31 protein-coding genes, 1 tRNA gene and 1 pseudogene are annotated in these 19771 nt (G+C 58.8%); 20 read left to right on the top strand and 13 right to left on the bottom strand.

Features of this window, described 5'->3' with window-relative positions; all coding sequences use genetic code 11:
- Positions 1-78 precede the first annotated feature (78 nt).
- Positions 79-642: a glutathione S-transferase family protein gene (locus DXY03_RS09500; protein ID WP_115010194.1), complete on the bottom strand. Its 564-nt coding sequence runs from the start codon at positions 640-642 to the stop codon at positions 79-81.
- A 285-nt stretch (positions 643-927) separates the two neighbouring features.
- Between DXY03_RS09500 and DXY03_RS12650 the strand changes: the two genes are divergently transcribed.
- Both DXY03_RS12650 and DXY03_RS12645 read left to right on the top strand, forming a co-directional pair.
- Entirely contained in the window at positions 928-1179 is a 252-nt protein-coding gene (locus tag DXY03_RS12650) for a hypothetical protein (RefSeq protein ID WP_244272399.1), read from the top strand.
- Positions 1176-1349, top strand: coding sequence for a hypothetical protein (locus DXY03_RS12645; protein WP_244272397.1), 174 nt, complete (start codon positions 1176-1178; stop codon positions 1347-1349). Before DXY03_RS12650 ends, DXY03_RS12645 begins: the two co-directional genes overlap by 4 nt.
- On the opposite strand, the gene DXY03_RS09490 is transcribed toward DXY03_RS12645, so the two are convergent.
- Complete coding sequence (locus DXY03_RS09490) at positions 1350-2654, bottom strand: Rieske 2Fe-2S domain-containing protein (protein ID WP_115010193.1); 1305 nt, start codon at positions 2652-2654, stop codon at positions 1350-1352.
- Positions 2655-2834: 180 nt separating this feature from the next.
- Between DXY03_RS09490 and stpA the strand changes: the two genes are divergently transcribed.
- From stpA to DXY03_RS09465, 5 genes are all read left to right on the top strand, one after another.
- Positions 2835-4043, top strand: a complete 1209-nt coding sequence (gene stpA, locus DXY03_RS09485) for a glucosylglycerol 3-phosphatase (protein WP_115010192.1) — start codon at positions 2835-2837, stop codon at positions 4041-4043.
- A gap of 75 nt (positions 4044-4118) precedes the next feature.
- The gene (gene arsS, locus DXY03_RS09480; RefSeq protein WP_115010191.1) at positions 4119-5072 is read left to right on the top strand and encodes an arsenosugar biosynthesis radical SAM (seleno)protein ArsS; all 954 of its coding nucleotides are present in this window, start codon (positions 4119-4121) and stop codon (positions 5070-5072) included.
- A gap of 27 nt (positions 5073-5099) precedes the next feature.
- The gene (locus tag DXY03_RS09475; RefSeq protein ID WP_115010190.1) at positions 5100-5336 is read left to right on the top strand and encodes a DUF3721 domain-containing protein; all 237 of its coding nucleotides are present in this window, start codon (positions 5100-5102) and stop codon (positions 5334-5336) included.
- A 3-nt stretch (positions 5337-5339) separates the two neighbouring features.
- Positions 5340-5735 carry a GLTT repeat protein gene (locus DXY03_RS09470; protein WP_045172888.1) on the top strand — a complete coding sequence of 132 codons (396 nt, stop codon included), beginning with the start codon at positions 5340-5342 and terminating at the stop codon, positions 5733-5735.
- A 104-nt stretch (positions 5736-5839) separates the two neighbouring features.
- Positions 5840-6040, top strand: coding sequence for a hypothetical protein (locus DXY03_RS09465; RefSeq protein WP_115010189.1), 201 nt, complete (start codon positions 5840-5842; stop codon positions 6038-6040).
- 15 nt (positions 6041-6055) lie between these two features.
- Here the strand turns inward: DXY03_RS09465 and DXY03_RS09460 are convergent, their stop codons facing one another.
- Positions 6056-6511, bottom strand: coding sequence for a Fur family transcriptional regulator (locus tag DXY03_RS09460; protein ID WP_011364730.1), 456 nt, complete (start codon positions 6509-6511; stop codon positions 6056-6058).
- 146 nt (positions 6512-6657) lie between these two features.
- Here DXY03_RS09460 and DXY03_RS09455 point away from each other — a divergent pair, with 146 nt between their 5' ends.
- From DXY03_RS09455 to DXY03_RS09445, 3 genes are read left to right on the top strand one after another with little or no spacing between them, the layout of a single operon-like run.
- Positions 6658-6924 (top strand): DUF3764 family protein, encoded by a 267-nt coding sequence (locus DXY03_RS09455; protein ID WP_115010241.1) that lies wholly within the window; start codon positions 6658-6660, stop codon positions 6922-6924.
- Positions 6924-7157 (top strand): TIGR02450 family Trp-rich protein, encoded by a 234-nt coding sequence (locus tag DXY03_RS09450; RefSeq protein ID WP_115010188.1) that lies wholly within the window; start codon positions 6924-6926, stop codon positions 7155-7157. Before DXY03_RS09455 ends, DXY03_RS09450 begins: the two co-directional genes overlap by 1 nt.
- Positions 7135-7380 carry a metallophosphoesterase gene (locus DXY03_RS09445; RefSeq protein ID WP_244272396.1) on the top strand — a complete coding sequence of 82 codons (246 nt, stop codon included), beginning with the start codon at positions 7135-7137 and terminating at the stop codon, positions 7378-7380. The genes DXY03_RS09450 and DXY03_RS09445 overlap by 23 nt, the downstream gene beginning before the upstream one ends.
- Before the next feature lie 2 nt (positions 7381-7382).
- Here DXY03_RS09445 and DXY03_RS09440 read toward each other — a convergent pair whose 3' ends face one another.
- Together DXY03_RS09440 and DXY03_RS09435 are read right to left on the bottom strand one after the other, a co-directional pair.
- Positions 7383-7634 carry a hypothetical protein gene (locus DXY03_RS09440; RefSeq protein WP_115010187.1) on the bottom strand — a complete coding sequence of 84 codons (252 nt, stop codon included), beginning with the start codon at positions 7632-7634 and terminating at the stop codon, positions 7383-7385.
- A 42-nt stretch (positions 7635-7676) separates the two neighbouring features.
- Positions 7677-8392: pseudogene (locus DXY03_RS09435) on the bottom strand (putative 2OG-Fe(II) oxygenase).
- Positions 8393-8444: 52 nt separating this feature from the next.
- Between DXY03_RS09435 and DXY03_RS09430 the strand changes: the two are divergent.
- The 3 genes from DXY03_RS09430 to DXY03_RS09420 all read left to right on the top strand — a co-directional run bounded on the left by DXY03_RS09430 (position 8445) and on the right by DXY03_RS09420 (position 10755).
- Positions 8445-8957: a hypothetical protein gene (locus DXY03_RS09430; RefSeq protein WP_244272394.1), complete on the top strand. Its 513-nt coding sequence runs from the start codon at positions 8445-8447 to the stop codon at positions 8955-8957.
- 406 nt (positions 8958-9363) lie between these two features.
- Positions 9364-10365, top strand: a complete 1002-nt coding sequence (locus tag DXY03_RS09425) for a hypothetical protein (protein WP_244272393.1) — start codon at positions 9364-9366, stop codon at positions 10363-10365.
- A 42-nt stretch (positions 10366-10407) separates the two neighbouring features.
- The gene (locus tag DXY03_RS09420) at positions 10408-10755 is read left to right on the top strand and encodes a hypothetical protein (RefSeq protein ID WP_244272392.1); all 348 of its coding nucleotides are present in this window, start codon (positions 10408-10410) and stop codon (positions 10753-10755) included.
- On the opposite strand, the gene DXY03_RS09415 is transcribed toward DXY03_RS09420, so the two are convergent.
- From DXY03_RS09415 to DXY03_RS09405, 3 genes are read right to left on the bottom strand one after another with little or no spacing between them, the layout of a single operon-like run.
- On the bottom strand, positions 10756-11358 hold the full coding sequence (locus tag DXY03_RS09415; protein WP_115010185.1) for a pyridoxamine 5'-phosphate oxidase family protein: 603 nt from the start codon (positions 11356-11358) through the stop codon (positions 10756-10758). It lies immediately after the preceding gene.
- Positions 11355-12272 carry a histone deacetylase gene (locus DXY03_RS09410; protein ID WP_115010184.1) on the bottom strand — a complete coding sequence of 306 codons (918 nt, stop codon included), beginning with the start codon at positions 12270-12272 and terminating at the stop codon, positions 11355-11357. The genes DXY03_RS09415 and DXY03_RS09410 overlap by 4 nt, the downstream gene beginning before the upstream one ends.
- A gap of 40 nt (positions 12273-12312) precedes the next feature.
- Positions 12313-12564 (bottom strand): hypothetical protein, encoded by a 252-nt coding sequence (locus tag DXY03_RS09405; protein ID WP_115010183.1) that lies wholly within the window; start codon positions 12562-12564, stop codon positions 12313-12315.
- A 227-nt stretch (positions 12565-12791) separates the two neighbouring features.
- Here DXY03_RS09405 and DXY03_RS12775 point away from each other — a divergent pair, with 227 nt between their 5' ends.
- Together DXY03_RS12775 and DXY03_RS09400 are read left to right on the top strand one after the other, a co-directional pair.
- A complete protein-coding gene (locus DXY03_RS12775; RefSeq protein WP_006850800.1) occupies positions 12792-12917 on the top strand; it encodes a hypothetical protein in 126 nt (41 codons plus the stop codon).
- Positions 12914-13312: a hypothetical protein gene (locus tag DXY03_RS09400; RefSeq protein ID WP_115010182.1), complete on the top strand. Its 399-nt coding sequence runs from the start codon at positions 12914-12916 to the stop codon at positions 13310-13312. The genes DXY03_RS12775 and DXY03_RS09400 overlap by 4 nt, the downstream gene beginning before the upstream one ends.
- A gap of 130 nt (positions 13313-13442) precedes the next feature.
- Here the strand turns inward: DXY03_RS09400 and DXY03_RS12370 are convergent, their stop codons facing one another.
- Together DXY03_RS12370 and DXY03_RS09395 are read right to left on the bottom strand one after the other, a co-directional pair.
- Entirely contained in the window at positions 13443-13601 is a 159-nt protein-coding gene (locus DXY03_RS12370; RefSeq protein ID WP_170950551.1) for a hypothetical protein, read from the bottom strand.
- A 162-nt stretch (positions 13602-13763) separates the two neighbouring features.
- Positions 13764-13961 carry a chlorophyll a/b-binding protein gene (locus DXY03_RS09395; RefSeq protein WP_115010181.1) on the bottom strand — a complete coding sequence of 66 codons (198 nt, stop codon included), beginning with the start codon at positions 13959-13961 and terminating at the stop codon, positions 13764-13766.
- A gap of 145 nt (positions 13962-14106) precedes the next feature.
- On the opposite strand from DXY03_RS09395, the gene DXY03_RS09390 reads away from it, so the two are divergent.
- The 3 genes from DXY03_RS09390 to DXY03_RS09375 all read left to right on the top strand — a co-directional run bounded on the left by DXY03_RS09390 (position 14107) and on the right by DXY03_RS09375 (position 16790).
- A complete protein-coding gene (locus tag DXY03_RS09390; protein ID WP_115010180.1) occupies positions 14107-14337 on the top strand; it encodes a hypothetical protein in 231 nt (76 codons plus the stop codon).
- Positions 14338-15263: 926 nt separating this feature from the next.
- Positions 15264-15524, top strand: a complete 261-nt coding sequence (locus DXY03_RS12490; RefSeq protein WP_206749730.1) for a hypothetical protein — start codon at positions 15264-15266, stop codon at positions 15522-15524.
- Positions 15525-16574: 1050 nt separating this feature from the next.
- Positions 16575-16790 (top strand): hypothetical protein, encoded by a 216-nt coding sequence (locus tag DXY03_RS09375; protein WP_115010177.1) that lies wholly within the window; start codon positions 16575-16577, stop codon positions 16788-16790.
- A gap of 138 nt (positions 16791-16928) precedes the next feature.
- Here the strand turns inward: DXY03_RS09375 and DXY03_RS09370 are convergent, their stop codons facing one another.
- Entirely contained in the window at positions 16929-17090 is a 162-nt protein-coding gene (locus DXY03_RS09370) for a hypothetical protein (protein WP_244272388.1), read from the bottom strand.
- A gap of 53 nt (positions 17091-17143) precedes the next feature.
- Here DXY03_RS09370 and DXY03_RS09365 point away from each other — a divergent pair, with 53 nt between their 5' ends.
- Together DXY03_RS09365 and DXY03_RS12360 are read left to right on the top strand one after the other, a co-directional pair.
- Complete coding sequence (locus DXY03_RS09365) at positions 17144-17425, top strand: hypothetical protein (RefSeq protein WP_244272386.1); 282 nt, start codon at positions 17144-17146, stop codon at positions 17423-17425.
- Positions 17426-17498: 73 nt separating this feature from the next.
- Positions 17499-17660 carry a hypothetical protein gene (locus DXY03_RS12360; protein ID WP_170950951.1) on the top strand — a complete coding sequence of 54 codons (162 nt, stop codon included), beginning with the start codon at positions 17499-17501 and terminating at the stop codon, positions 17658-17660.
- A gap of 743 nt (positions 17661-18403) precedes the next feature.
- Here DXY03_RS12360 and DXY03_RS09355 read toward each other — a convergent pair.
- Together DXY03_RS09355 and DXY03_RS09350 are read right to left on the bottom strand one after the other, a co-directional pair.
- A tRNA-Pro gene (locus DXY03_RS09355) sits at positions 18404-18477 on the bottom strand.
- A 13-nt stretch (positions 18478-18490) separates the two neighbouring features.
- Positions 18491-19642, bottom strand: coding sequence for an NAD(P)-binding protein (locus tag DXY03_RS09350; protein WP_115010175.1), 1152 nt, complete (start codon positions 19640-19642; stop codon positions 18491-18493).
- Positions 19643-19771: the final 129 nt, after the last annotated feature.

Below are 19771 nucleotides of genomic sequence, written 5' to 3'. Positions count from 1 at the left end.
ATGCGGAGTTGGAAGCATCGAGCAGGGCGGGAAATCAAATGAAAGAAAGACGTGAAAATTCAACGGCAATTGAATGATTCAAAGGCCCATGATTGTTCTGTAATTCGGGTTGGATCGTGTTCGCTCATTGACAGCCTGGATTTCGGGATAAGCGGTGAGGTCTTCGTTGGGATAGAAAATGGGGAGATAGCCGAGGTATGCATTGACTGCGCAGTCTGCTGCGGTCCAGCAATCCCCCACCAGAAACTGTTTCTTGGCGTAGATGTCATTCAGAGTTGCCATCAGCCTGGGGAACTCCCGCTCCTTATTGGAGGGAACGAACAAAGCAATTGCCAGTGTGGAGTTGGCGAAAAGAATCCACTGGCTGATCGAGGCTCGTGTTGCGGCGTCATGGACTTCGTTGGCGTAATTCTCAGACAAATACTGAAGAATGGCGCCCGACTCAAACAGCATCAAACCATTGCTGTCGTCTTTAAGGGCAGGCAGTTTGCCGAAAGGATTGACCTCCAGGTAGCACTCTGCAAGGTTTTGACGAGCTGCCAGGTCAATGTTGACGTATTCGTATGAAATTCCTTTTTCTGCTAAGTACCATTTCGGCATTGAAACACGGGTCTTCGGGCCGCCGTAGAGATAAAGCGTCATCGCTGACTATTAACTTTCTCCATGCTATCCATTGGAATGAACCAGTGACGTTGCGTGGCGCAAGCTCTGGTTGGGTTTGATGTCATGTTGCCCGCAATTTGGATGCCTTGTTGGATGCATTGATGGGGATCCCGTTGTGGTGGACAGGTGACATGTCAATCTTTTGCTTCGGCGTGCACGCAAAAACATCTGGTCGATAGCGGCCTGATCGGGCTGGGCGGTCGTCATCACGGGCAGGACCGGGTCAAACACGCTGTATGCGCTCAAACCATTACCCAGAGGCCTGTGACCAGCTGTGATCTGCTGATGGCGTATCGCTGGCCTGCAGCGGTTGTGTTGTCCAGCCTGGTTCTGGCGGTCACGGCCGCCAAGCTGTTGAGTCGGCCCATCCCCATCGCGATTAAGGGCGGATTGCAGGTTGACAAGTTGGTGCTTCCGCCCAGTGTCACCATCCGCTCCATTACCCCCTTGCCGGTCATGGTGCAGGAGCAGGTCACCTTGGTGGCGCTGCGCCCCTCGCGATCGAAGGCCCGGTGACCATCAGTGGAAATGCCCCTCTGGCGGTTGAAGGAGCTGTGTCCGTTACAGCGGATGATCCATTGGCTGTACGGGCAGACGTGTCTGTCGACAACAAAGTCACCATCGGCGGCAAGGTCGACATCCAGGGCAAGGTGAAGCCGACCTTGCTTCCTGTTCCGGGGCTCTGATCAGCGGTTGCGGGGGGCTGCGCCGCTGCCAATGGTCAGCCCCTGCTCCCAGCGGTTGAGTTGTCGCAGTGCCAGGGCCGACAGTGCGGCAGTGACCAAGCCGGTGCTGCTCCAGCCGCTGCCCTCCTGGATGCCCGCAAGCACGGCGGATCCCCAGAGCAGGGCCCAAGCCCAGGGGCGTGCCGCACGAATCCGCTTCAGCGCCGACGAGCAGCTGCGGCAATGGATGGTGTGGCTGTTGTATCGATCCATCAGCGCCGTGGTGCTTTGCCGTGGAGGTAGGGGTTGTCCTGCAAAGGGCTCGCCGCCGTTGGCGTTCAACCAGCGATGCAGAGCCGCCACGTAGACGTCTGCCGTTGTGGGCATGAAAAAACTGCGTTCCACGGCGGGGCTGCCGCCGGCTCGCTCCAGCACCCGCTCCTGCCAGTGCAGGAACACCTGATCGTCTTCCAGCACCTTGTGATTGCCGATGTGTTGCAACCAGCGGGGCCTTAATCCGATCAGCAGCCGGGGGACGGCGGATTGGAACTGGAAGGGGAAGCGGGCGAAGAGGCGGCACTTGCCGCGGCGAATCGGAACGGCGTAGACCACCGTGAGAATTCGCCCGAAGCCCTTGGCGGCGAGGTCATGCCACATCAGCTGCGGGGCATGAAAGGTGGTGGATTGGGCGCCGAGTTTGCCCCGACGCGGCCCCTCCTCCCAGTGGGCCGTGAAGCCGCTGGCGTCTTCCCCCGTGATGGAAGCTTCCACCGGCGCGGCGTTCTCCCGTTTGCCGACGGTCTTGTGGTGGGTGAAGGGAACGTGGCTCACATCCAGCACGTTCTCCAGCAGGGTTACTGCATCCATCGGCAGATCCCGGAAGGTGTCCTGCACCGTCCAGCTGTCGGGGTTCTCCTCCAGGGCTGGCACCAGGGGGAGCTGACTGGGGTCTGCGGCATCGGGGGCCCCCATCCAGACGAACAGCAGCCCTTGCCCCGTGGCTGTGGGAAGGCTGGCGCAGCGGGATCGACGGTTGTTGGGCTGGGTGTTCTCGAGAGCCTGCGGCACGCGCTGGCACTGGCCGCCGCCGTCGAAACTCCAGCCGTGATAAGGGCATTCAAGTAGCCCTTCCTCGTTGATCCGCCCTTCGCTGAGGGGCACCAAACGATGGGGGCAGACATCCGGGAAGACCCGCCAGCTCGATGCGGCGCGATCCCACCAGATCACCAGATCCCGTTCCAGCAGTGTGAACCGGCTCGGCTGATTGGGGTCGAGGTCCTGCACATAACTGATCGGCCACCACTGTTCTGTCCAGGTGGGGTGCATGGCAGGAGCATCAAGGACGTCATGTTCGCTGGCCGGATGGCTTGGCTGTGGTGTTTCGCTTGTTATCCGTGCTTCTGACTGCCTTCCCCCACTGGACTTCTTACGGGTTTGGCACTAATCAGTTGCGCGATAAAAGTGCACCGCTGTTCCGTCGGCTGCAGCGACCTCCCCTGAACCTCCATGCCCCGTTTGACGCCCGACCAGTTGCTGCAGGAACTCACTGGTGCTGAGGATCTGCTGATCGTGCAGGACCTGGACGGCGTCTGCATGCAACTTGTGAAGGATCCACTGACGCGGCGCATGGACCCGTCCTATGTGGATGCGGTCGCCGCTCTGGATGGTCAATTCGCTGTGTTGACCAACGGCGAGCACGAAGGGCGGCGCGGGGTGAACCGCCTCGTGGAGCAGGCCCTGGGAAATTCTGATCTCCCTAGAAATGAGGGCCGTTATCTGCCAGGCCTGGCGGCTGGAGGGGTGCAGCTGCAGGATCGCTTTGGCGACTTGAGCCACCCCGGGGTCTCGCCGGCGGAAATGGCGTTCCTCGCTGCAGCCCCCACCCGAATGGAAGCTCTATTGATGGAGCGATTGCCCGGCCTGCTGCCGCAGCTGGGTGTGGATGATCTGGCCGAGGTGGCCAAAGCCGCGGTGTTGGACACCCAGGTGTCACCCACCATCAATCTCAACGGAATTTTTGAACTTGTCCCCGCTGATGTCAGCACTCAGCAGGCCCTGCAGACGATGCTCTCGGAGCTGATGCATCAGTTGCTTGCTGAGGCTGCAGGCCAGGGCCTGGAGGAATCGTTTTTCCTGCATGTGGCTCCCAATCTGGGCCGTGATGCGCAAGGTCAGGAACGGATCAAGCCCGCTGCTGCAGGTGATGTGGGAACTACGGACATTCAATTCATGCTCACCGGCTCCATCAAGGAGGCCGGCCTTCTGGTGCTGCTCAATCAGCACATCCAGTTCCGTTGGGGTGAATCTCCCTTGGGTGAGACGTTCAATGTGCGAACGGCTCCCCACGATCCCGAAGCGCTTTTGGCGTTGGTGCAGCAGCGCATCCCCGCGGAACGGATGCCGTTGCTGGTGGGTGTTGGAGACACGGTCACATCCACGGCATCGGCTGATGGCACGGGCTGGTTACGGGGTGGGAGTGATCGCGGTTTCCTCAACCTGCTGCAGGACCTCGGTGCCTGGTGCGGTCGATCCAATCGCGTTGTCCTTGTTGACAGCAGCCATGGAGAGGTGGATCGCCCTAGCCATGCCGATGGGACTTTGCGAGGCATCACCGATCCGGAGGATCCCCTGCGGATTGACACGCTCATTCCCGATGGCCCGGAGCAGTACATCGCCTGGTTCCGTCAGCTTTCTGAGCGTCGCCGGGTGGGTTGATCAGCTGCGCAGCAGCGGGAGCATCCGTTTCTTTCGCCAGGACACGTTCTGTCTGGAAGAATCAGCCTCATCCGCGTGGAGCCGGTGGCTGTTGTTGAGACCGTTTTCCCGCCCCTGAAGCGCGGACAGCTCACAACGTTGCAGGTCAACCTCGGCTACCGCTGCAACCAGAGTTGTGCCCACTGCCATGTCAATGCAGGGCCCACCCGCACCGAGATGATGAGTACGGATCTGCTGGCGTTGATTCCGCAGATCCTTGAACGGCATTCCATTTCCTGCCTCGATCTCACGGGGGGAGCACCGGAGTTGCACCCGGGTTTTCGCGCGTTGGTGCGCCAGGCACGTTTACGCGGCACCACCGTGGTTGACCGCTGCAATCTCACGATCCTCAGCGAACCCGGCCAGGACGATCTGGCTGAATTCCTGGCGGAGCAGGGCGTTTGCATCACCGCCTCCCTGCCCTGTTACAGCGCCGAGAACGTTGACCAACAGAGGGGCGATGGCGTGTTTGAGCGCAGTATCAGCGGACTGCGCCAGCTCAATGCCCTGGGCTATGGAACGGGTGATCCAAACCGGCAGTTGGATCTCGTCTACAACCCGCTGGGTCCGGTGCTGCCTCCTCCCCAGCAAGCCTTGGAGGCGGATTACAAGAAGGTCTTGGGCGGGTTGGGAATCCGTTTCGATCGTCTGCTCACGTTGGCGAACATGCCCATCCAACGTTTCGCCAAGCAACTGGAACGCAGTGGAGATTTGCAGCCTTATCAGACCCTTCTTGAGGATGCGCACAACCCGGACAATCTGGGAGCTGTGATGTGCCGTCAGCTGATCAGTGTGGATTGGCAGGGCCATCTCTACGACTGTGATTTCAATCAGCAGCTCGGCCTGCCCTGCCCCGGTGAGGTGCGTCACCTTCGTGATCTGATCCAGCTTGAGGCCGTTTCTCTGGATCAGCCCATCCACACGGCCCCGCATTGTTTTGGCTGCACCGCTGGTGCCGGCTCAAGTTGCGGCGGCGCACTTCAGGGCTGATCGGCGCGTTATGGGCATAGTGGGTGGATGTGTGAAGAGGCCATTCCGTTGCAACGCATCTGTTTTGCTGTCGCCGCGTTGATGCTCACGGCAACAACGGCCATGGCCGGATCCCACGGCAAGCCCAAGCAGGCGATGTTCAAAACGCAGGCTGAAGCTGAGGCGGCGGCCCCAGGTTTTGGCTGCACCGGTGCTCACCAAATGGGTGAGATGTGGATGGTCTGCGACAAGCACGGTGATGCAGGTCATCACGGGGCTCACTGATTCATGACTGAAGGCGGGCATTGCGGCAGCAAGCCGAAGCGGATCGCGATCGGCGTGGCTCCCCTCGGCACCATCTCCATCGGCATCGTGCCGATGGGGGTGATCTGCATCGGTGTGGTGCCGATGGGTGTGGTTTCGATTGGTGTGGTGGCGATGGGCGTGATCAATGCCGCCATCGTCGGGATGGGATTGGTGGCGGTTGGTGTCAACACCATGGGGGTGATCACCGCCGGCCCGATGAGCATGGGCTTGATTCAGATCCGCTCCACCACCAATCCCCGCTATCTGGCTTATCCCAGTCGCGAAGAGGCGGAGGAACAGGCGCGCCAATTGGGTTGTGAGGGTGTGCATCGCATGGGCGATCGCTACTGGATGCCCTGCAACGAGCATCCTCAGTAAGCAGCCTGCGCGTCTGCTTCACAAAAGCTTCGGAAGACTTCTGTTGCTCACGCCTTTTCAGAGGCTGTGCTGCTGGCTTCAGTGTGCGCAACAGGGCGCATCTGATGTCACCATCGTCGCCACGCCAACGTCTTCAAACCCTGCTCAGTGCCCGATGGTTGGAGATGGGTGAAGTGTCATTGATGCATCACCGCCAGGTTCAGATTTTGCTGAACACCTTGAGACGCGAAAAGGAACTTGTGTCCGTCGAGCTGATTGAGCTTCTGGTGGCTGATCTCTACGACAAGGAATTTCGCGCTCAATGATTCATGGGTTGCGATCTATCCCTGACATTTGGGGCAGATCGCACGCACGTTCAGGCTCGATTCAATCAACTGAAAACCAACATGGGCGGCGGCAGCAGCTCCTGCTGCCAGCACGGTTTCACTTTCGAACTCCTCGGTGCGGCCGCAGCGGATGCACACCACATGGTGATGTTGGCGGTGATCGTCAACGGCAAGCTCGAAGCGTCGCCCCCCTTCACTCAGCTCCAGTTCCTGGAGCAGACCCATGTCGGCCAGCAGGCGCAGGGTGCGATACACCGTTGCTAAAGACACCTTCATCTCGAGTGCCGCCAGCTGCTGGTGCACCTCTTCGGCACTGAGGTGGCAGCCGGACCCACAGCGTTCGAACAATTCAAGAACCCGTTTGCGCTGCGGGGTCAGACGGCGGCCGTCCTGATGCAGCCCCTGTTGCAGGGTGATGTCCGTTGCGGCAGGGGCAGATGACGATGTCACAGCTTCTCCTCGCTCATTCTCAAGAGTAGGCCTTAATGAGAGTGCTGTCTCGTCCTCAGGATCAGGCCCCTCGTCGGATCCCAACGGTCGCCGATGAGGACGATGAACGTTGGTGATAGCGTCCGCCGACGCTGTTGTTCTGGTCGATGGAAACCCACGTCCTCACCTTCACCATCACCAAGTCATTTGCCGAATGGGTCGCCACCTATGACGCATCCCTGCCGCTTCAGAAAATCGCTGGCATCACCTCGCTCTACCGAGGTGTCAGCAAGGACGACCCCAGCAAGGTCTGCGCGGTGATGCAAGCCGCTCCCGGGGTGATGGAACAATTCATCGACGACAACACTGAAATGATCGCGGCTTCGGGGCACGTGATTGAAAGCACCGTGAGTCAGGTGTTCGTCGCCAGCTGATGGCCTGGCGTCCTGCCCGGGCCTGGACCAGCCAGCGCCCGGTGGCCGGTTACCGCCATTTCGAGCTGATCACGCAAGGCGGCCGTGGTCCGCTGCGGTGGGTTGAGTTGGCGGCTGTACTGGCACCGTCGCATCGCGAGCGGGTGCTCTGGAGTGAGCTCAAGGATCCAACCCGCTGGAGCACCGGCTGGCAGTCCATTCCGGAGAGCGATGAGGATCCTTCACCTCAGTGATCCACACCTGGTGGCGGCTGATCAGGGGCTGGTGCGCGGCCGGCCTGCCCTGGCTCACTTCGAGCGAGCTCTCCGCCTTGGTGGGGCCTTGAACCCCGATCTGATGCTGGTGACGGGGGACCTTTGCCAGGACGAAAGCTGGGGTGGCTATGCCCGGCTGCTGCTCGATCTGACGCCAGATGGAGCCGTTCAGCACCGGGTGCTGCGCTGGAGCAGCATCTGAATTCAGCCCATTCCCTTCTGCGACTCGCGGAAGGCCTTGAGTTTGTCAATGTCCTTCTCTTCGTCGATGGAGTAGTCCGTCAGGATCAAGGCCTTCCCGATGGTCCCGAGGGCGTATTCGATCCGGTCGAGGTCGCGGCGCCCATCGTCATCCAGTCGTGCTGCACGAATCACCTCAGGGCGCAGCTGGTCGGCCAACTGCTCCAGCGCCACTGCGATCGCTTTGGCCTGCTGGAGCGGCGCGGAGTCACCCATGAATCCTGAACAGATGCAATCGGACGACTCTGACAGTTCTCCTCAGAATCCTTTGGCCGTGGGTCGCTGACTCGAGAGCGAGACGTTCCCCAGGGGTTGTTGCTGGGGGGTGGGCTGCTGCATTGCTGTGGGCGGAACACCCGGGGCCGCCACCACATTGAATGCCAGCGACCAGCGTTCCCCGTCCCCGCGGAAGGGCATCACTGAATGGGGTTGCCAGGCCTGGAACACATAGAACTCACCGGGCACCGGCAGCACGTAGTGCGCCATGCCGGTGCGGAACGACTGAATGTGCCAGTATTCCGGGCCGTGGAAGCAGAGTTGGCCATCAAAACTGTTGGCGTTGATCTGCGGTGGGACCTTCAGAAAGATCACTCCGGAGAAGCTGCCGCCATGGGTGTGGGTGGGGTTGTAATCACTGGCGGTCTGGCAATTGAGCCAGAGATCAATCATCTGCAGGCGGTAGCGACCGGGAATCCAGGGGCCGCGACCCTGGGGAGGCTGACGGTCCATCACATGGCGGATCCAGCGATCACAGGCCGGCAGCAGGTGGTTTTGCTGAGCTCCTGCACGCCGGGTTGATCAGGTCTCAGTTCGCGCTGCTGACGCAGTTGACCCGCCAGCTTCGCTGATGCATCGGGGCTGGACTCGGGATGGGCGAGAACGCTTTCGCTCAGCGCAGTTAGCTGTTGGAGTAGAGGATCCGGAAGGGTGCCCCGAAGGATGGAGCGGGGAAACAGATCGAGAACGTCTACCAAGGCTTGGTCTGCTGCAGGTCATCGTGGCAGCCCCAAAGTGGCTGCACCGTTCATGACGATCCTGATGCTGCGCCACGCCCTTCTGGTGCCTGTGTTGCTGGGGAGCTGCGTCGCTGCAACGGCCGCTGATCTCCCTGGGCAACAGGGGCCTACAACAGCGCTGCTGCAGGGCGGCCCACTGCAGCTCAGCACCCGTCGTACGGCCAAGCTGTTCCCGGACGGCAACCGCATCTGGAAGGTTGAACTGCATCGCGGCCCGCGTCTGCTGGCCAGCTGGCCAGCAGCCAGTGGTGTGGCCCGGCGTCAGAGTGCTGATCGTCGCTGGAGCCCCGGCAATGCAGCCCCTTTGCCCGCTGGTGAGTACAGCCTGGGGCGTCCGGAACCGTGGGGGAATGATCTCTGGTTTGACCTGACCCCTCGCTTCGACACCACCCGAAGTGCTCTGGGCATCCACCGCTGTTACCCCGGCACGGGTTGCATCTGCATTCCCGAGCGGTCTGATATCGATGCGCTCGCCAGTTGGGTCAAGGCCACTGGGATTCGCAGCCTGAAGGTGGTGAACTGATGCGACAGCCTTGACGTGCAGCTGTCCCAAATTCGGTCTCGAACGGAATTTGTGAATGTCGAAAAATCTTTGCCGACATCCCTGCAATCTCGTTCTTTTCGGCTCATCATGCGTGGGCCAAGCCGCTATTGGGCTTGGAAGCCGGGCCGAGCGATGCCCGACGGGAACTGCGATTTGGCTTCGGCTGGTGTTGAGGTCAAATCCGTTCGTTCTTAAGAGATTTGGGTGTGTATCCCTAAATACCGATCCGTCCTTCAACGTACGTTCGTGGTCGAATCGCTCCGGTGGTGCATCACCGTCGACCACACAAAATTCCTTGATCACGACACGTCTGAGTGGCCTGGAGCACCGACGTTCCTCCTAGAGCTCTTTACGAGGAAGTCAAACCATCGGCTTGATCGGATTCATGGACGTCAGCATCTGGATGCTCGTCGGATTCCTGCTGGCGGCCTATTCCGTGGTGGCGAACGATTCGCTCCAGACCCTCGGTACTTATCTCTCCTCCAACCGGAAACGCACGCCGAAGCCCGTGCAGATGCTGTTCATCTGCACGGTCACCTGTGGAGTGCTGCTGTTGGGCTGGTTCCTTAACAACGGTGATCCCACCTGGGGGCGCCTCAGTGTGCCTGGCAAGGAGTTTCCTTGGCCCGAGCCGTTCACCTGGGTCTATGTGATTCCACCGCTCGCTGTTGTGGCCTTGACCCAGTGGGGAGCACCGGTGAGCACCTCGTTTCTGGTGTTGTCATCGTTCATGCCGGCCAACATCGGCACACTGCTCAGCAGCTCGCTGACGGGGTATGGCCTCGCCTTCGGCGTGGGTCTGGCGGCCTATGGCCTGGGGTTGTGGTCGCTGGAGCGCTGGGTGTTCTGTCGTTCCCAGGAAGGCAAAGACCCCAGCAAGGTCTGGTACGGCCTGCAGTGGTTCTCCACCGGCTTTCTCTGGTGCATGTGGCTGGTGCAGGACCTGGCCAATATTTTTGTGTTCCTGCCGCGCCAGTTGGACCTCGTTCCGATGCTCATCTGCACGCTGGTGCTCTGCGTGGGCCTCTGTGTTCTGGTGGCCACCGGGGGAGGGCCGATCCAGGCCGTGCTCCGCACCAAGACCAATAGCTCCGATTTGCGTTCGGCCACGCTGATTGATCTGTTGTTCGGTCTTTGTCTGCTCTACGAGGCCTTCCTCTCCAGCTTCCCCCTCAGCACCACTTGGGTGTTTCTGGGGCTGATCGGCGGCCGTGAGTTGGCCTTGCGGATCAAGCAACACACATCAGATCTGCCGTTCACCAACCGGGAGGGGGGAAGTCTGGCCAAGGTCATCGGCACGGATCTCTGGAAAGCCGCCGTTGGCGTTGTGGTGAGTGTGGTGATCGCCATCAGCATCCAGCCCCTCGCTCAGCTCACCGCAGGCTGACCCTGTGGCCAGCGCCTCGATCCATGGCTAGGTCAGAGAGGGATGAGCCTCTCCATGGCCCGTTGTGTTGTCTTGTCGCTGTTGCTGCCCTGGTTGGTGGGCGGGTCTGCCTTGGCCAGACCTGAGCCGCAGCTCAGCGCCAGGCAAACCATCCTCGAGGCGAATCGCCACCTGATTGCCGATGGCTGGCGTCCCGCGCCTGAAAAAAAGCCAACGCCTCAGGAACGGCGCTGGGCCTCTGTGGCGCTCGAGAGCCTTTCGGCCTGTTCCGGAACGGGCGTTGGCTTCTGCCGCTTTGATTACCGCCGAGACCTGCAGCGGCTGTCGGTGGTGACGGTGCCCAGTGAACCGGGCCGTCCGTCGGTTGGTCGCGTTGAGCGATGGTGGTGATCAGGGGTTCAGCGGTTGCTCTTGCCAGAGCGTGTCCGCGTTCCAACGCGTGCGTTGATGGGGATGGGGGCCGAGGTTGAGCCGCTCAACGCTGATCACCTGCAGCCTCAGCACCACAAAATGCTCAGGTAGCGGTGAAGTTTCAGCCAGTTGATCGGGGAAGGCCGCGGTGGAGTCCAGCGGATCCGCCGGGGTGGGCCAGCCCCAGACGGCTCGTCCTGTGTCGGAGAGCTTTTGCCAGCGCTGCTGGCAGAGCTCAGGTTGTTCGGTGGCTGTGATCAACGTCACCTTTCCCCGCAGGCGGTACTGCTGGCGAGCTTTGGGGAACAACCAGCACAGTTCAGCGGCTCCATCGTTGGCGAGTTCCGTCACCTTCTCGCTGCGCTGATCGCTGAACAGTTCGAGCTGGTCTGCACCGGCCCAGCCGCGGAACACGAGGGTTCGCACCCGGGGTGCGCCATCGCGTCCTGTTGTGGCCAGTTGCACCCAGCGGGCGGCAACGGAGCGTCCCTCCCGCTGCATGGCCGCGCGCAGCAGAGGTCTCCAAGGGGGGATGGCCCCAGTGATGGGCTCAGTGATGGCCCCCGAGATTCCCTCAGTCATGGAAGGTTGAACAAGCGAGCCTGCTCGGCAGCAGCACGCACCACGATGGCGTGGCGCTGCACCAGGGGAGCGAGGGCGTCGTAGCCCCCGCCGATCACCGTTGCCGTTGGAATACTGCGGCGAAGACAGGCATCGAGCACGAGTCGATCGCGCATGTTTAATCCCGCATCGCTGAGGGCGAGGCGGCCGAGCCGATCATCGCGATGGGGGTCGACGCCCGCGTTGTAGAGCACCAAGTCCGGGGCGATGGTGTCCAAGGCATCGGGCAACCGGTCGGCAATGGCAGCGAGATAGTCGTCGTCGTTGGTGCCGTCGGCGAGGGGGATGTCGATATCCCCGTCCACTTTGCGCAAGGGGAAATTGCTGGCGGCGTGCACCGAAAGGGTGGTCACCCTGGGGTCGTCTTGAAAGCAGGCCGCTGAACCATCCCCTTGATGCACATCGAGATCCACGATCAGAATTCGCCGCACCTCCCCTGTTCCCAGCAACACCCGAGCGGCGACAGCACAGTCGTTGAAGATGCAGAAGCCACTCCCGAAGCCGGGGTGGGCGTGGTGGGTCCCGCCCGCCAGATGAGAGGCCAAGCCCCGCTGGAGAGCTAGTCGTGCCGTCAACAGGGTGCCGCCCACGGCAAGCCAGGTGCGCTGCACCAAAGGCCGCGTGGCCGGAAGCCCGATGCGACGTTGCTCCGGTCGGGTCAGGTGATCACGGCTGAAGGCTTCGTGATATTCGCGGGGATGGATGCTTTCCAGATCTCTGCGGGCGATGCTCAAGGGCCGATGCACCTCGTCGGCCTGAACGACTCCCTGCTCCAGCAGGAGTTGATATAGCAGCCGGAATTTCGCCATCGGAAAGCGATGGGTGCTCGGCAGCGGCGCGGAGTAATGCGGGTGGTAAATGACCGGAAGCGGCAAGGGGTTGTCTCACCCGGGATGGCTCAGCCCCATTCAAAGGTCAGGCAGGCTGTTGGTGCAGCAACCAGTCGTTAAAGCCACTGGTGTTCAGTTCGCTGATGCAGCTCTGCAGTTTGCGCAGATGGCTCTGCTTGATCTGGGTGAGTCGCTGTCCTTCCTGGGTTGTTGGCCCAACGCGGATGCGCTGCTGATTGAGCAGATCCATCTCGCGGTCGAGATGTTCCATCAGGTTGAGCAAGGCGTAGCCCTGCTTGATCTCCTGCGCGCTGAGCTGCTTAGCGATGTGACCCATCCGGCAGCCCTTAAGGATTGCTTAATTATCCCATGATGAGGTGCGCTGGACTCATAAAGGGGTCTTGGTCCGTGTGTGCGGGGTGTCTCGTTCCCCGAATGAAGTGTCTTGGCATCGGCCATGTGAAGGATGGCCAGGTTGTGGTGAGGGCGTGTCCAGGTGTGACTGGCGTTTTCGCTGCTGCTTCGGCCCGGACTGGTTAAGGTCCGCAAAAATGGGGACATGACATGGGTGACTACACGACAGCGATCTGGGTCACCATTGGCCTGACGGTCGCCCTCACCGTTCCTGTCGTTTGGCAATTTCTGCAGCCCAACGATGATGATTTCGGTGATCTCACCCGCAGAAAGTGAGCCAACACGACGCGGTCACCATTCGTTGCTCGCAATTGACGGGTGAAACAGCTCTCGAGGACATGGTTCTCGGGGTTGACGAGAGTGCTGTCCGTGATTGGATCAATGTGCTTTCGTCTGACGATTTCGATGCCTGTCTGGCCATCGTGGTCTGTCGCATGGGGCCCAACTTCTATGCGCACCTCTCGCAGGTGGCCGGGCATGACAAGGGTGACGCCAGTGGCATTTGGGACCGCAGTCGCGGTAACGGTGCTCCCGAGGGAACGGCCTACGAGATCAAACCTCTCACGCGTATTCATCGTGTTCCCGAGGCGTTGATCGGTCCCGACTCCCCCAAGGGCATTGCTGTGTCCCATCGGGTTGCTGTCATGCACTATCTGCTCGACATGGGATAGGGGAAGAGATCCGTTCCAGAGGCTTCAAGCCATCCCGCGTTGACTTGATGGGGGTTGGAGTGGATGGGCACACTCCAGTTGATTAGTAAGAGTGTTTATTTCTTCGTCTGCTGCTGGCTTGAGGTGCCTGTCAGTTCTTGGGGCGGTGGAAGGGGGCTGCGGACGACTCGAGCTTGGCGTGGGCCTTGTCTGCCTTCCTCAGGATCTTCTGAGCTTCATCGCGGGTCAGGCACTCTTCAGCGGCGAGCTGGAGGGACTCGAGGCGTGAATGGGCGGTACTTGTCTTCATCTCTTCATAACCGATTCATAACCTTTTATCGCAAAACGCCTGCAATATCAAGCGTTTAAACCCAAAAAATGGGATCTGTCAGAGCTTGGCGACGGCCAATGGGGTGAGGAATGAGGAACGCGTGATTTCAATGGCACGTTCTGCCCCATTGGCCTGATCGATTCAGTTGCAGCCGAACACGCCAAAGGTGATCTGGCTCACGATCCCGTGCCCCGTCAGAGCTTCCGTCAGCACGCCCACCACAAAGCCGATCATGGCGGCGCGGCCATTGAGGAGCTCTGCCCGTTCGAAACGCTCACTGCGGATTTGAGCTGCTGCGGCGCTTTGGAACCAATCGTCGTTGGGAGTTGAAGAAGCCATTGCACGTAAGTAGGTTGCGAAATATTAAGCCCCCTTGTAACGGTTTGTAAATGGGTGGTGCTTCGGCTCCCTAAGAAGCATCACCAATTGCTGCCAAGCAGCTCGGTCCGTAGCCAGACCGGATGTAGGTGCAACCGCTCCAGTCATGTCAACGTCGCGAAACCGAGCCCACAGTCGCTTCTCCTCCCGTCGAATCGACCAGGAGCTGCAGGGAGCTCAAGACGCTTTGATTGCCTTTGAGGGGTATGGCTCCAATGGGCCAATGCTGCATGCCTCGGCATTGCAGCGGCCTGCTGGTCGGCGCTCAGGCACCTGGGTCGACAAGCTTGTCGAGCCGATTCATCAACTCCTGGCTGCGTTCAGCCGCCGGAATTGAATGAACGGGTGGTGCGAACACCGCGTTGTTGATTCTTTCGTTGTTGGGATCCAACGGCCAGGTGGTGAAGTTCCTCTGGATTCAATGGACGTACTGCAGACATCAGTGCGTCATCAGTCCAATAGTCGGGACTATCGAGAACTCCCAACCGCAATGGGCAGGATGGGCCAGAAATCATGGCTTCTCCCTTAAGGATGTCTTCAGCATGAAGCATCACAATTCCGAGGGGTTTGGACCTCCTGCTCCAGATTTAGTGTCTCCTCAAGGCGGGCTCCCTTGCACTGGATGCAGTGGTGCTGTTGGGTTATCTGGCCACTTCACGCATGTTCGCCAGAGTCTTAAGTCAGTGTTGACGTCCACTACATCTGGTGTTTGGTGGGTATTATTTTTCCATTGCATCAAAGATTGGTGCAGATCGCCGGGTGATGGGGATTGCCTTGGCTATTGAGCCGCTCCAGGGATGGAGCGGTTTTTTTGTCTGCACCGAACGATTTATACCCTTGGTGCCCTGAGGATCAAGTCTGCTGAGGCTGGATCAGGTCAGCTGTGCATCTGCACCTTTATGCCTTGCGTTGTTTTACTGCACGAATTGTCTTCTACCGTTTAACGCCATTGTTCAGGGCAGAGTCTTTGATCAAGAAAGTTAGTCCTAGCCAGCCAATCTGGCTTGCCGAATCGATTCAAAATCGATACCCATCACTTTGGTTAGAACGAGGTATCCGCCCCAAGCGACAACGTTGAGGCCAAGGGCCCAGAGATAGAGCGTGCGTCTGGCTTGGGTTGAGTCATCGCTCATCGATCATTTCCGGTTCAACAGGCACCAAGCACCATAAAGGGCAAGGCCAAGCAGGATCCAGGGAAAGATTGCGCGCAGCAGTGTTAATCCAATCAGGACGACCACAAGTGTGATCGCAGATCGCTTCACCATGGCTTTGCTGCTGTCAGTCATGAACTGCCAGCGGGGAATCAAGGCCATTACAACAATGATGCTGAACAGCGTTCTAGGAGACTTGGACGCAAATTGCCAACCTTTCTCTCAGGCTGGTCAGTTCGCCATTCAAGGCTTTAGTTGGATGCCTGTTAAGCCGCTGTTTTTGGTTCTGATGAATCAGCTTGTGGCTTCAGCAATCGTATTCGAGATGAGATTTCTGCTCACGCTTGCCAAAATCGGCCTCTTTCATCTGTGATTCGTCATAAGCCCAGTCGCTGTAAATCCTTGATTCTGAAAAGCTCTTTTTAAGACGAAGTGCAGTGATGCGTTGGCCAAGTAGTTCGAATGACCACTTTGCTGCTGAAAGAACCTTGCCCATGATACCTCTTTGCAATGCTGCCCATGTGATAGCCCATGGATATCAATTGAACATTGGTGCATATGCTCATTGAGGCTCGGTTTGATTCAAGCCTCCTCGACGGAATCATTGGCGTTTTGTTTGATGCCCTGTTGGCGTCGACTTGATTCACAGTTCCGGCACCCCTGTTGATCCAAGCCAAAGAAATTCAGAGGTTTGATGTCACCGCAGCTGATGCACTGACGTCCCTCTGCTGGGGGGGGGCTTCAAAGGCCATGGTGGTCACTCCTTGGTGTTGATCGGCGTTGGTTTGATCCTTTCTGACAACGCCTGGGGAGACCATAGGCGTCTCTGTAAATGGCACTGGGGGCAGTCCCCTCTCAGGCTCGAGTGCATGTGACCACAGTGCGCACAACAAATCAGTGCCATGGCTGTTGTTGCTGATGCACCACGCTGATTGTTCAGATCGCATCAGGCATCGGTGTTTGTCCCTAGTTCGATCCCAAGGTTTGGCGGTTCTCAGGATTGATCAAAGATCTTTTGCAGGGCAGTTCGCTCGTTTTGAAGCGAATTCGCCCTCATGGGGTTGCCCAGTGCCCTTGGCTGCCGGGGTCGGTTCAAAAAGACCTTGCTGAGCCACCAGAGCTGAAGCCCGACAAACGCCAGGGCCAGTAGTGCCAGTTCAGTTGCCCCCTGCATCAGTAGTGCTTGCCGCGATTGTCGATCGCATCTGTTTTAAAACACTCCAATTCTTCGGGTGTATGCAATGGGGGTTTCTCCCGTTGGCCAGTCCATCGCCGAAGCAGCTGCAGCAATCGTTTCATCCCTTGAATGTTGATTCATCAAAGCCATGTGCCATCAGGCTATGCCAATCCTGATTTCATTCGGCATCAACTTGGTTGTTGTCATTGTCTCTAAGCTTGTTCGCAATAGAACACTCTGTTTCTCGTGACCTTTAAAGAGCTTGTGGCCAGTTTCAACAAACAAGGCACGAGCTGGGATGAGCTTTGTCTTGAAATCAGGTGTGAGAGCTGTTTTGCATCGGTTTTTGATGAAGTGAACGAGCAAATGGGCTCTTCAAGTGATGTACTTGCTCGGCTTGCCGATGAATTTCCCAATCACTACAAGAGTTATGCCAAGGAGAGGGGCGTGGTTCAGCTGTGACCAATCAGCCTTGATCAAGAGGTGTGAGAGAGGCAGTAGGTCGTGACACCACCCACCAAATCAAGCAACCACGCCCGAAGAGGTCTCCCTCTCACCTTCAAACCCTAGTTGTGGCTCGGGCCTACGTCAGCCCCGGGTTCACCGAGAGGCAGCCAAGTTCGCTTTCGCTGCTTTTAGGGCTTCCTCGCAGGCCGCTCGGTCTTCGCTGTCGATGTCACCCTGACTGCCGTTCAAGCGTGCCTCCAGGAAGGCGATCTCATCAATCCAGTAGGCCCTGTCTTTGCCTTGTTGTTCAGTCACGCGTTTGGAAAGGTGCCAGTCCATCGCACCCTTCATAGAGGAACGCTGCCCAGGTGGCTGCCACCACTGTCTGGTTTGTTCATGGCTTTGGGCTTGTGCGCTTAGAGGACGCAGACTGGGTGGATCTGAAGAAGGAGCGCATCGCCATCGACGAGACGTCTCCAGTTACCCCCATGACCGCGCTGGTCATCGATGCCGATGGGCATCTGACCTACATGGGTGAAGACGGATGCCGACGGCAGATTGTTGGTGATCCAGAGCTCTTGGCGCGTTTGCAAGAGTTGCAGGGGAAGGACTGCACTGATGGCGATGGCGATGGCGATTGGCAGTTGTAGTTGGTCTCGCCAGATTTCCCAAGATCAGCTCAAGATTTCTTCTTTCTTCGGAGCTCAATGAGTCTTTTGACCGATGGGCTGTTTTGTTCGCTTTCCTTATGACGAGCAAAGCCATCTTGAAGTTATGGACACAATGTTTTTCGTTGGCGTGAATGCCGGCCTTCTGATCCTGCTGATTTTTGGTCTTGTATCTGCCAAAGCCAAGATCAAGGCTGGCCGTAAAGAGATCATCTGAGCCACCAACGACGCGGGTTTCATTGCTGGTATGGGCAAGAAAAAACTCCGGCGCGTGACGGCAGCAGGATCTCTTCATCACGAAGATCAAAGTCCTGTTGATTCGTTCAGGGCTTTTCCTCGGTGGTCTTCAGAGCTGCCAGTGCTCTTCGATTTGTTCAATCTCCCCTTTTTTGGCGTATGCCATCGCCCTTGTATGGGGGAAGCGGGTTGTCGTTCTGAGTCCTAAACCCAATCGTCTGAATACTTCGTCTTAGTAGCGCTCAGTTCACGTATGTCTTCTGTGAGGTGCTGTGCTGCCCACATGCCTCTGACGACTTGGCAGACCCCTTCTTGGTCGCAAACCCTGTAGTACTCGAAGCCCTCTGGAGCGGTGGTGAGTCTGGTCTTAGTTCCTTTCATGCTCTTGATCTCCGCTCATCCAACAAATAGACAACAAGATGAGTCCTGACTAGGCGAATTGAGACAAAGAGTTCAGCTTGTTACAAATCCTTGGATGGCTTAACAGGCGCAATTTCAATTCAGGCCCTTGGCGCGATATGGGTGGCCAGGTCAGCGTTGAGTCAGTTGATAGGGCCGTTGTCCACGTCTGCGACCTGGACGAGGTTGGTGACTTTGGGATTTCTGGCGCCACCGCGTAGTGAGAAGCCCGTTCAAGCAGCTTGCTTGAGCAGAGAGAGCAATAAAAAAACCGCCCCTTGCGGGACGGTTTAAACACCAGCTGGGGACTGGCTTTTGATCGCATCGGGGAGACAGGATTCGAACCTGCGGCATCTTGCTCCCAAAGCAAGCGCGCTACCAAACTGCGCCACTCCCCGGCGCACACAGAGATTAGCGGTCAGCGTGCAGCTGTTCAGCCAGGTTGACGCCGCTGCTGATCGCTCCCTCTGCTCTACCGAAGCCAGTCCCTGCGATCCAGTCGCCACAGAACCCCACTGCACTGGTGGGGCACCACTGCAGTTCTTGTGGCAAGGGGTTGTTGAGGGGCCGTGAGGCGCCCCAGCGCATCACACCCAACGGCGTCGCCTGGTTCAACGCAGCTGAAACAACCGGCAGGGCTTGCAGCAGTTCGGGCAACAGCTCCACCAGGCGCTGTTGCTCCTGAGCCAGTAGGTGCGCCTGGCTTTCGGGCGTGATTGCTTCCCCGGCATCCAAGCCATGCACCACAAGCCCCCAGCGTCCATCGCTTTGCGGCTGCAGCACGAGGCGTTCCACCCTCCAGCGCGCCTTGGCGGCGTCGTCCAACCAGATCTGAGCGGGCAGCTCCTCAGCGTTGAGCGCGAGCACGCCCAGATCCACCATCAGGTTCCAGCGCACTTCGGCTTGGCCGTGTTGCAGCAGGCTCAATGCCTTGTCGAGGTCGTTATCCACGCCTTCTGCAACGGCTGTGCGCAGGGGTACGTCATTCCAGGCCAGCATCTTCAGTGAGCGTGGATGCGCTAGCAGGGTTCCACTGAGCACAAGGCGCTTGGCCCTGAGGCTCCAGGTTCGATCCTCGTTCTCCAGCAGCCAATGGTTCTTGCGGTGCTCCAACCAGCGCACACGGGTTTCGAATTGGCGGCTCAGTTGCGCGGTGCCAGCCGTATCGAGAAGCGCCTCGCAGATGCTGGCCATGCTGGGAACACCATGCCACCAGCCACCATTTGGACAGGCGTTTGGGCTGGTGGCAGGCGACAAACCGGCTTCGACATCGAGCGAAAGCACAGCTCGCTCGTCCCGCTGAAGCACACCCGCTGCCCGCAATGGCTTCAGCAGTGAATCCATGGCTGAGGGCATGGATTCACTGAGGTTGAACCCCGGTGCTCCATGGTTGAGCAGCCAGCCACTCTGGTCGCGTCTCCTGCGGGTGGCCGTGCGTCCACCTGGCCCCCGGCCGGCCTCGATCAAAGCGATGTTGAGGTCAGATCCCAGCTGCTGGAGCCGGCCAATCAGGCTGCAGCCAGCCAGTCCTGCACCGATAACGGCGAGATCAACCTCAGCCACGTTCGCTGAAGCCTCTTCCGCTGATCACATCCAATAGCGTTCTGCGGCCACTCGGGAAAACAAACCACCCAGCAAAGCCAGAAGAATCGTGACGCCAAAGAATGCGAAATACGCCATCTGAACTGTTGG

Origin of the sequence: Synechococcus sp. N5 (genome assembly GCF_900473925.1) — a bacterium.
Classification (GTDB): Bacteria; Cyanobacteriota; Cyanobacteriia; order PCC-6307; family Cyanobiaceae; genus Parasynechococcus.
Note: the sequence above shows the minus strand (reverse complement) of the source record. Positions and strands in the feature narration are given on the sequence as shown.

Excerpts from the sequence above, each read along its gene's own strand:
- DXY03_RS09445 (WP_244272396.1), top strand. The coding sequence starts at position 7,135 with ATGAGGATCCTTCACCTCAGTGATCCACACCTGGTGGCGGCTGATCAG.
- DXY03_RS12490 (WP_206749730.1), top strand. The coding sequence starts at position 15,264 with ATGGCTTTGCTGCTGTCAGTCATGAACTGCCAGCGGGGAATCAAGGCC.
- DXY03_RS09490 (WP_115010193.1), bottom strand. The coding sequence starts at position 2,654 with ATGCACCCCACCTGGACAGAACAGTGGTGGCCGATCAGTTATGTGCAG.
- DXY03_RS09425 (WP_244272393.1), top strand. The coding sequence starts at position 9,364 with ATGGACGTCAGCATCTGGATGCTCGTCGGATTCCTGCTGGCGGCCTAT.
- DXY03_RS12775 (WP_006850800.1), top strand. The coding sequence starts at position 12,792 with ATGGGTGACTACACGACAGCGATCTGGGTCACCATTGGCCTGACGGTC.
- DXY03_RS09455 (WP_115010241.1), top strand. The coding sequence starts at position 6,658 with ATGGAAACCCACGTCCTCACCTTCACCATCACCAAGTCATTTGCCGAA.
- DXY03_RS09430 (WP_244272394.1), top strand. The coding sequence starts at position 8,445 with ATGACGATCCTGATGCTGCGCCACGCCCTTCTGGTGCCTGTGTTGCTG.
- DXY03_RS09415 (WP_115010185.1), bottom strand. The coding sequence starts at position 11,358 with ATGACTGAGGGAATCTCGGGGGCCATCACTGAGCCCATCACTGGGGCC.
- DXY03_RS09440 (WP_115010187.1), bottom strand. The coding sequence starts at position 7,634 with ATGGGTGACTCCGCGCCGCTCCAGCAGGCCAAAGCGATCGCAGTGGCG.
- DXY03_RS12370 (WP_170950551.1), bottom strand. The coding sequence starts at position 13,601 with ATGAAGACAAGTACCGCCCATTCACGCCTCGAGTCCCTCCAGCTCGCC.
- DXY03_RS09405 (WP_115010183.1), bottom strand. The coding sequence starts at position 12,564 with ATGGGTCACATCGCTAAGCAGCTCAGCGCGCAGGAGATCAAGCAGGGC.
- DXY03_RS09470 (WP_045172888.1), top strand. The coding sequence starts at position 5,340 with ATGACTGAAGGCGGGCATTGCGGCAGCAAGCCGAAGCGGATCGCGATC.
- stpA (WP_115010192.1), top strand. The coding sequence starts at position 2,835 with ATGCCCCGTTTGACGCCCGACCAGTTGCTGCAGGAACTCACTGGTGCT.
- DXY03_RS09390 (WP_115010180.1), top strand. The coding sequence starts at position 14,107 with ATGTCAACGTCGCGAAACCGAGCCCACAGTCGCTTCTCCTCCCGTCGA.
- DXY03_RS12360 (WP_170950951.1), top strand. The coding sequence starts at position 17,499 with ATGGGCTGTTTTGTTCGCTTTCCTTATGACGAGCAAAGCCATCTTGAA.
- DXY03_RS09465 (WP_115010189.1), top strand. The coding sequence starts at position 5,840 with ATGTCACCATCGTCGCCACGCCAACGTCTTCAAACCCTGCTCAGTGCC.
- DXY03_RS09420 (WP_244272392.1), top strand. The coding sequence starts at position 10,408 with ATGAGCCTCTCCATGGCCCGTTGTGTTGTCTTGTCGCTGTTGCTGCCC.
- DXY03_RS09500 (WP_115010194.1), bottom strand. The coding sequence starts at position 642 with ATGACGCTTTATCTCTACGGCGGCCCGAAGACCCGTGTTTCAATGCCG.
- DXY03_RS09475 (WP_115010190.1), top strand. The coding sequence starts at position 5,100 with ATGTGTGAAGAGGCCATTCCGTTGCAACGCATCTGTTTTGCTGTCGCC.
- DXY03_RS09450 (WP_115010188.1), top strand. The coding sequence starts at position 6,924 with ATGGCCTGGCGTCCTGCCCGGGCCTGGACCAGCCAGCGCCCGGTGGCC.
- DXY03_RS09395 (WP_115010181.1), bottom strand. The coding sequence starts at position 13,961 with ATGGCTTCTTCAACTCCCAACGACGATTGGTTCCAAAGCGCCGCAGCA.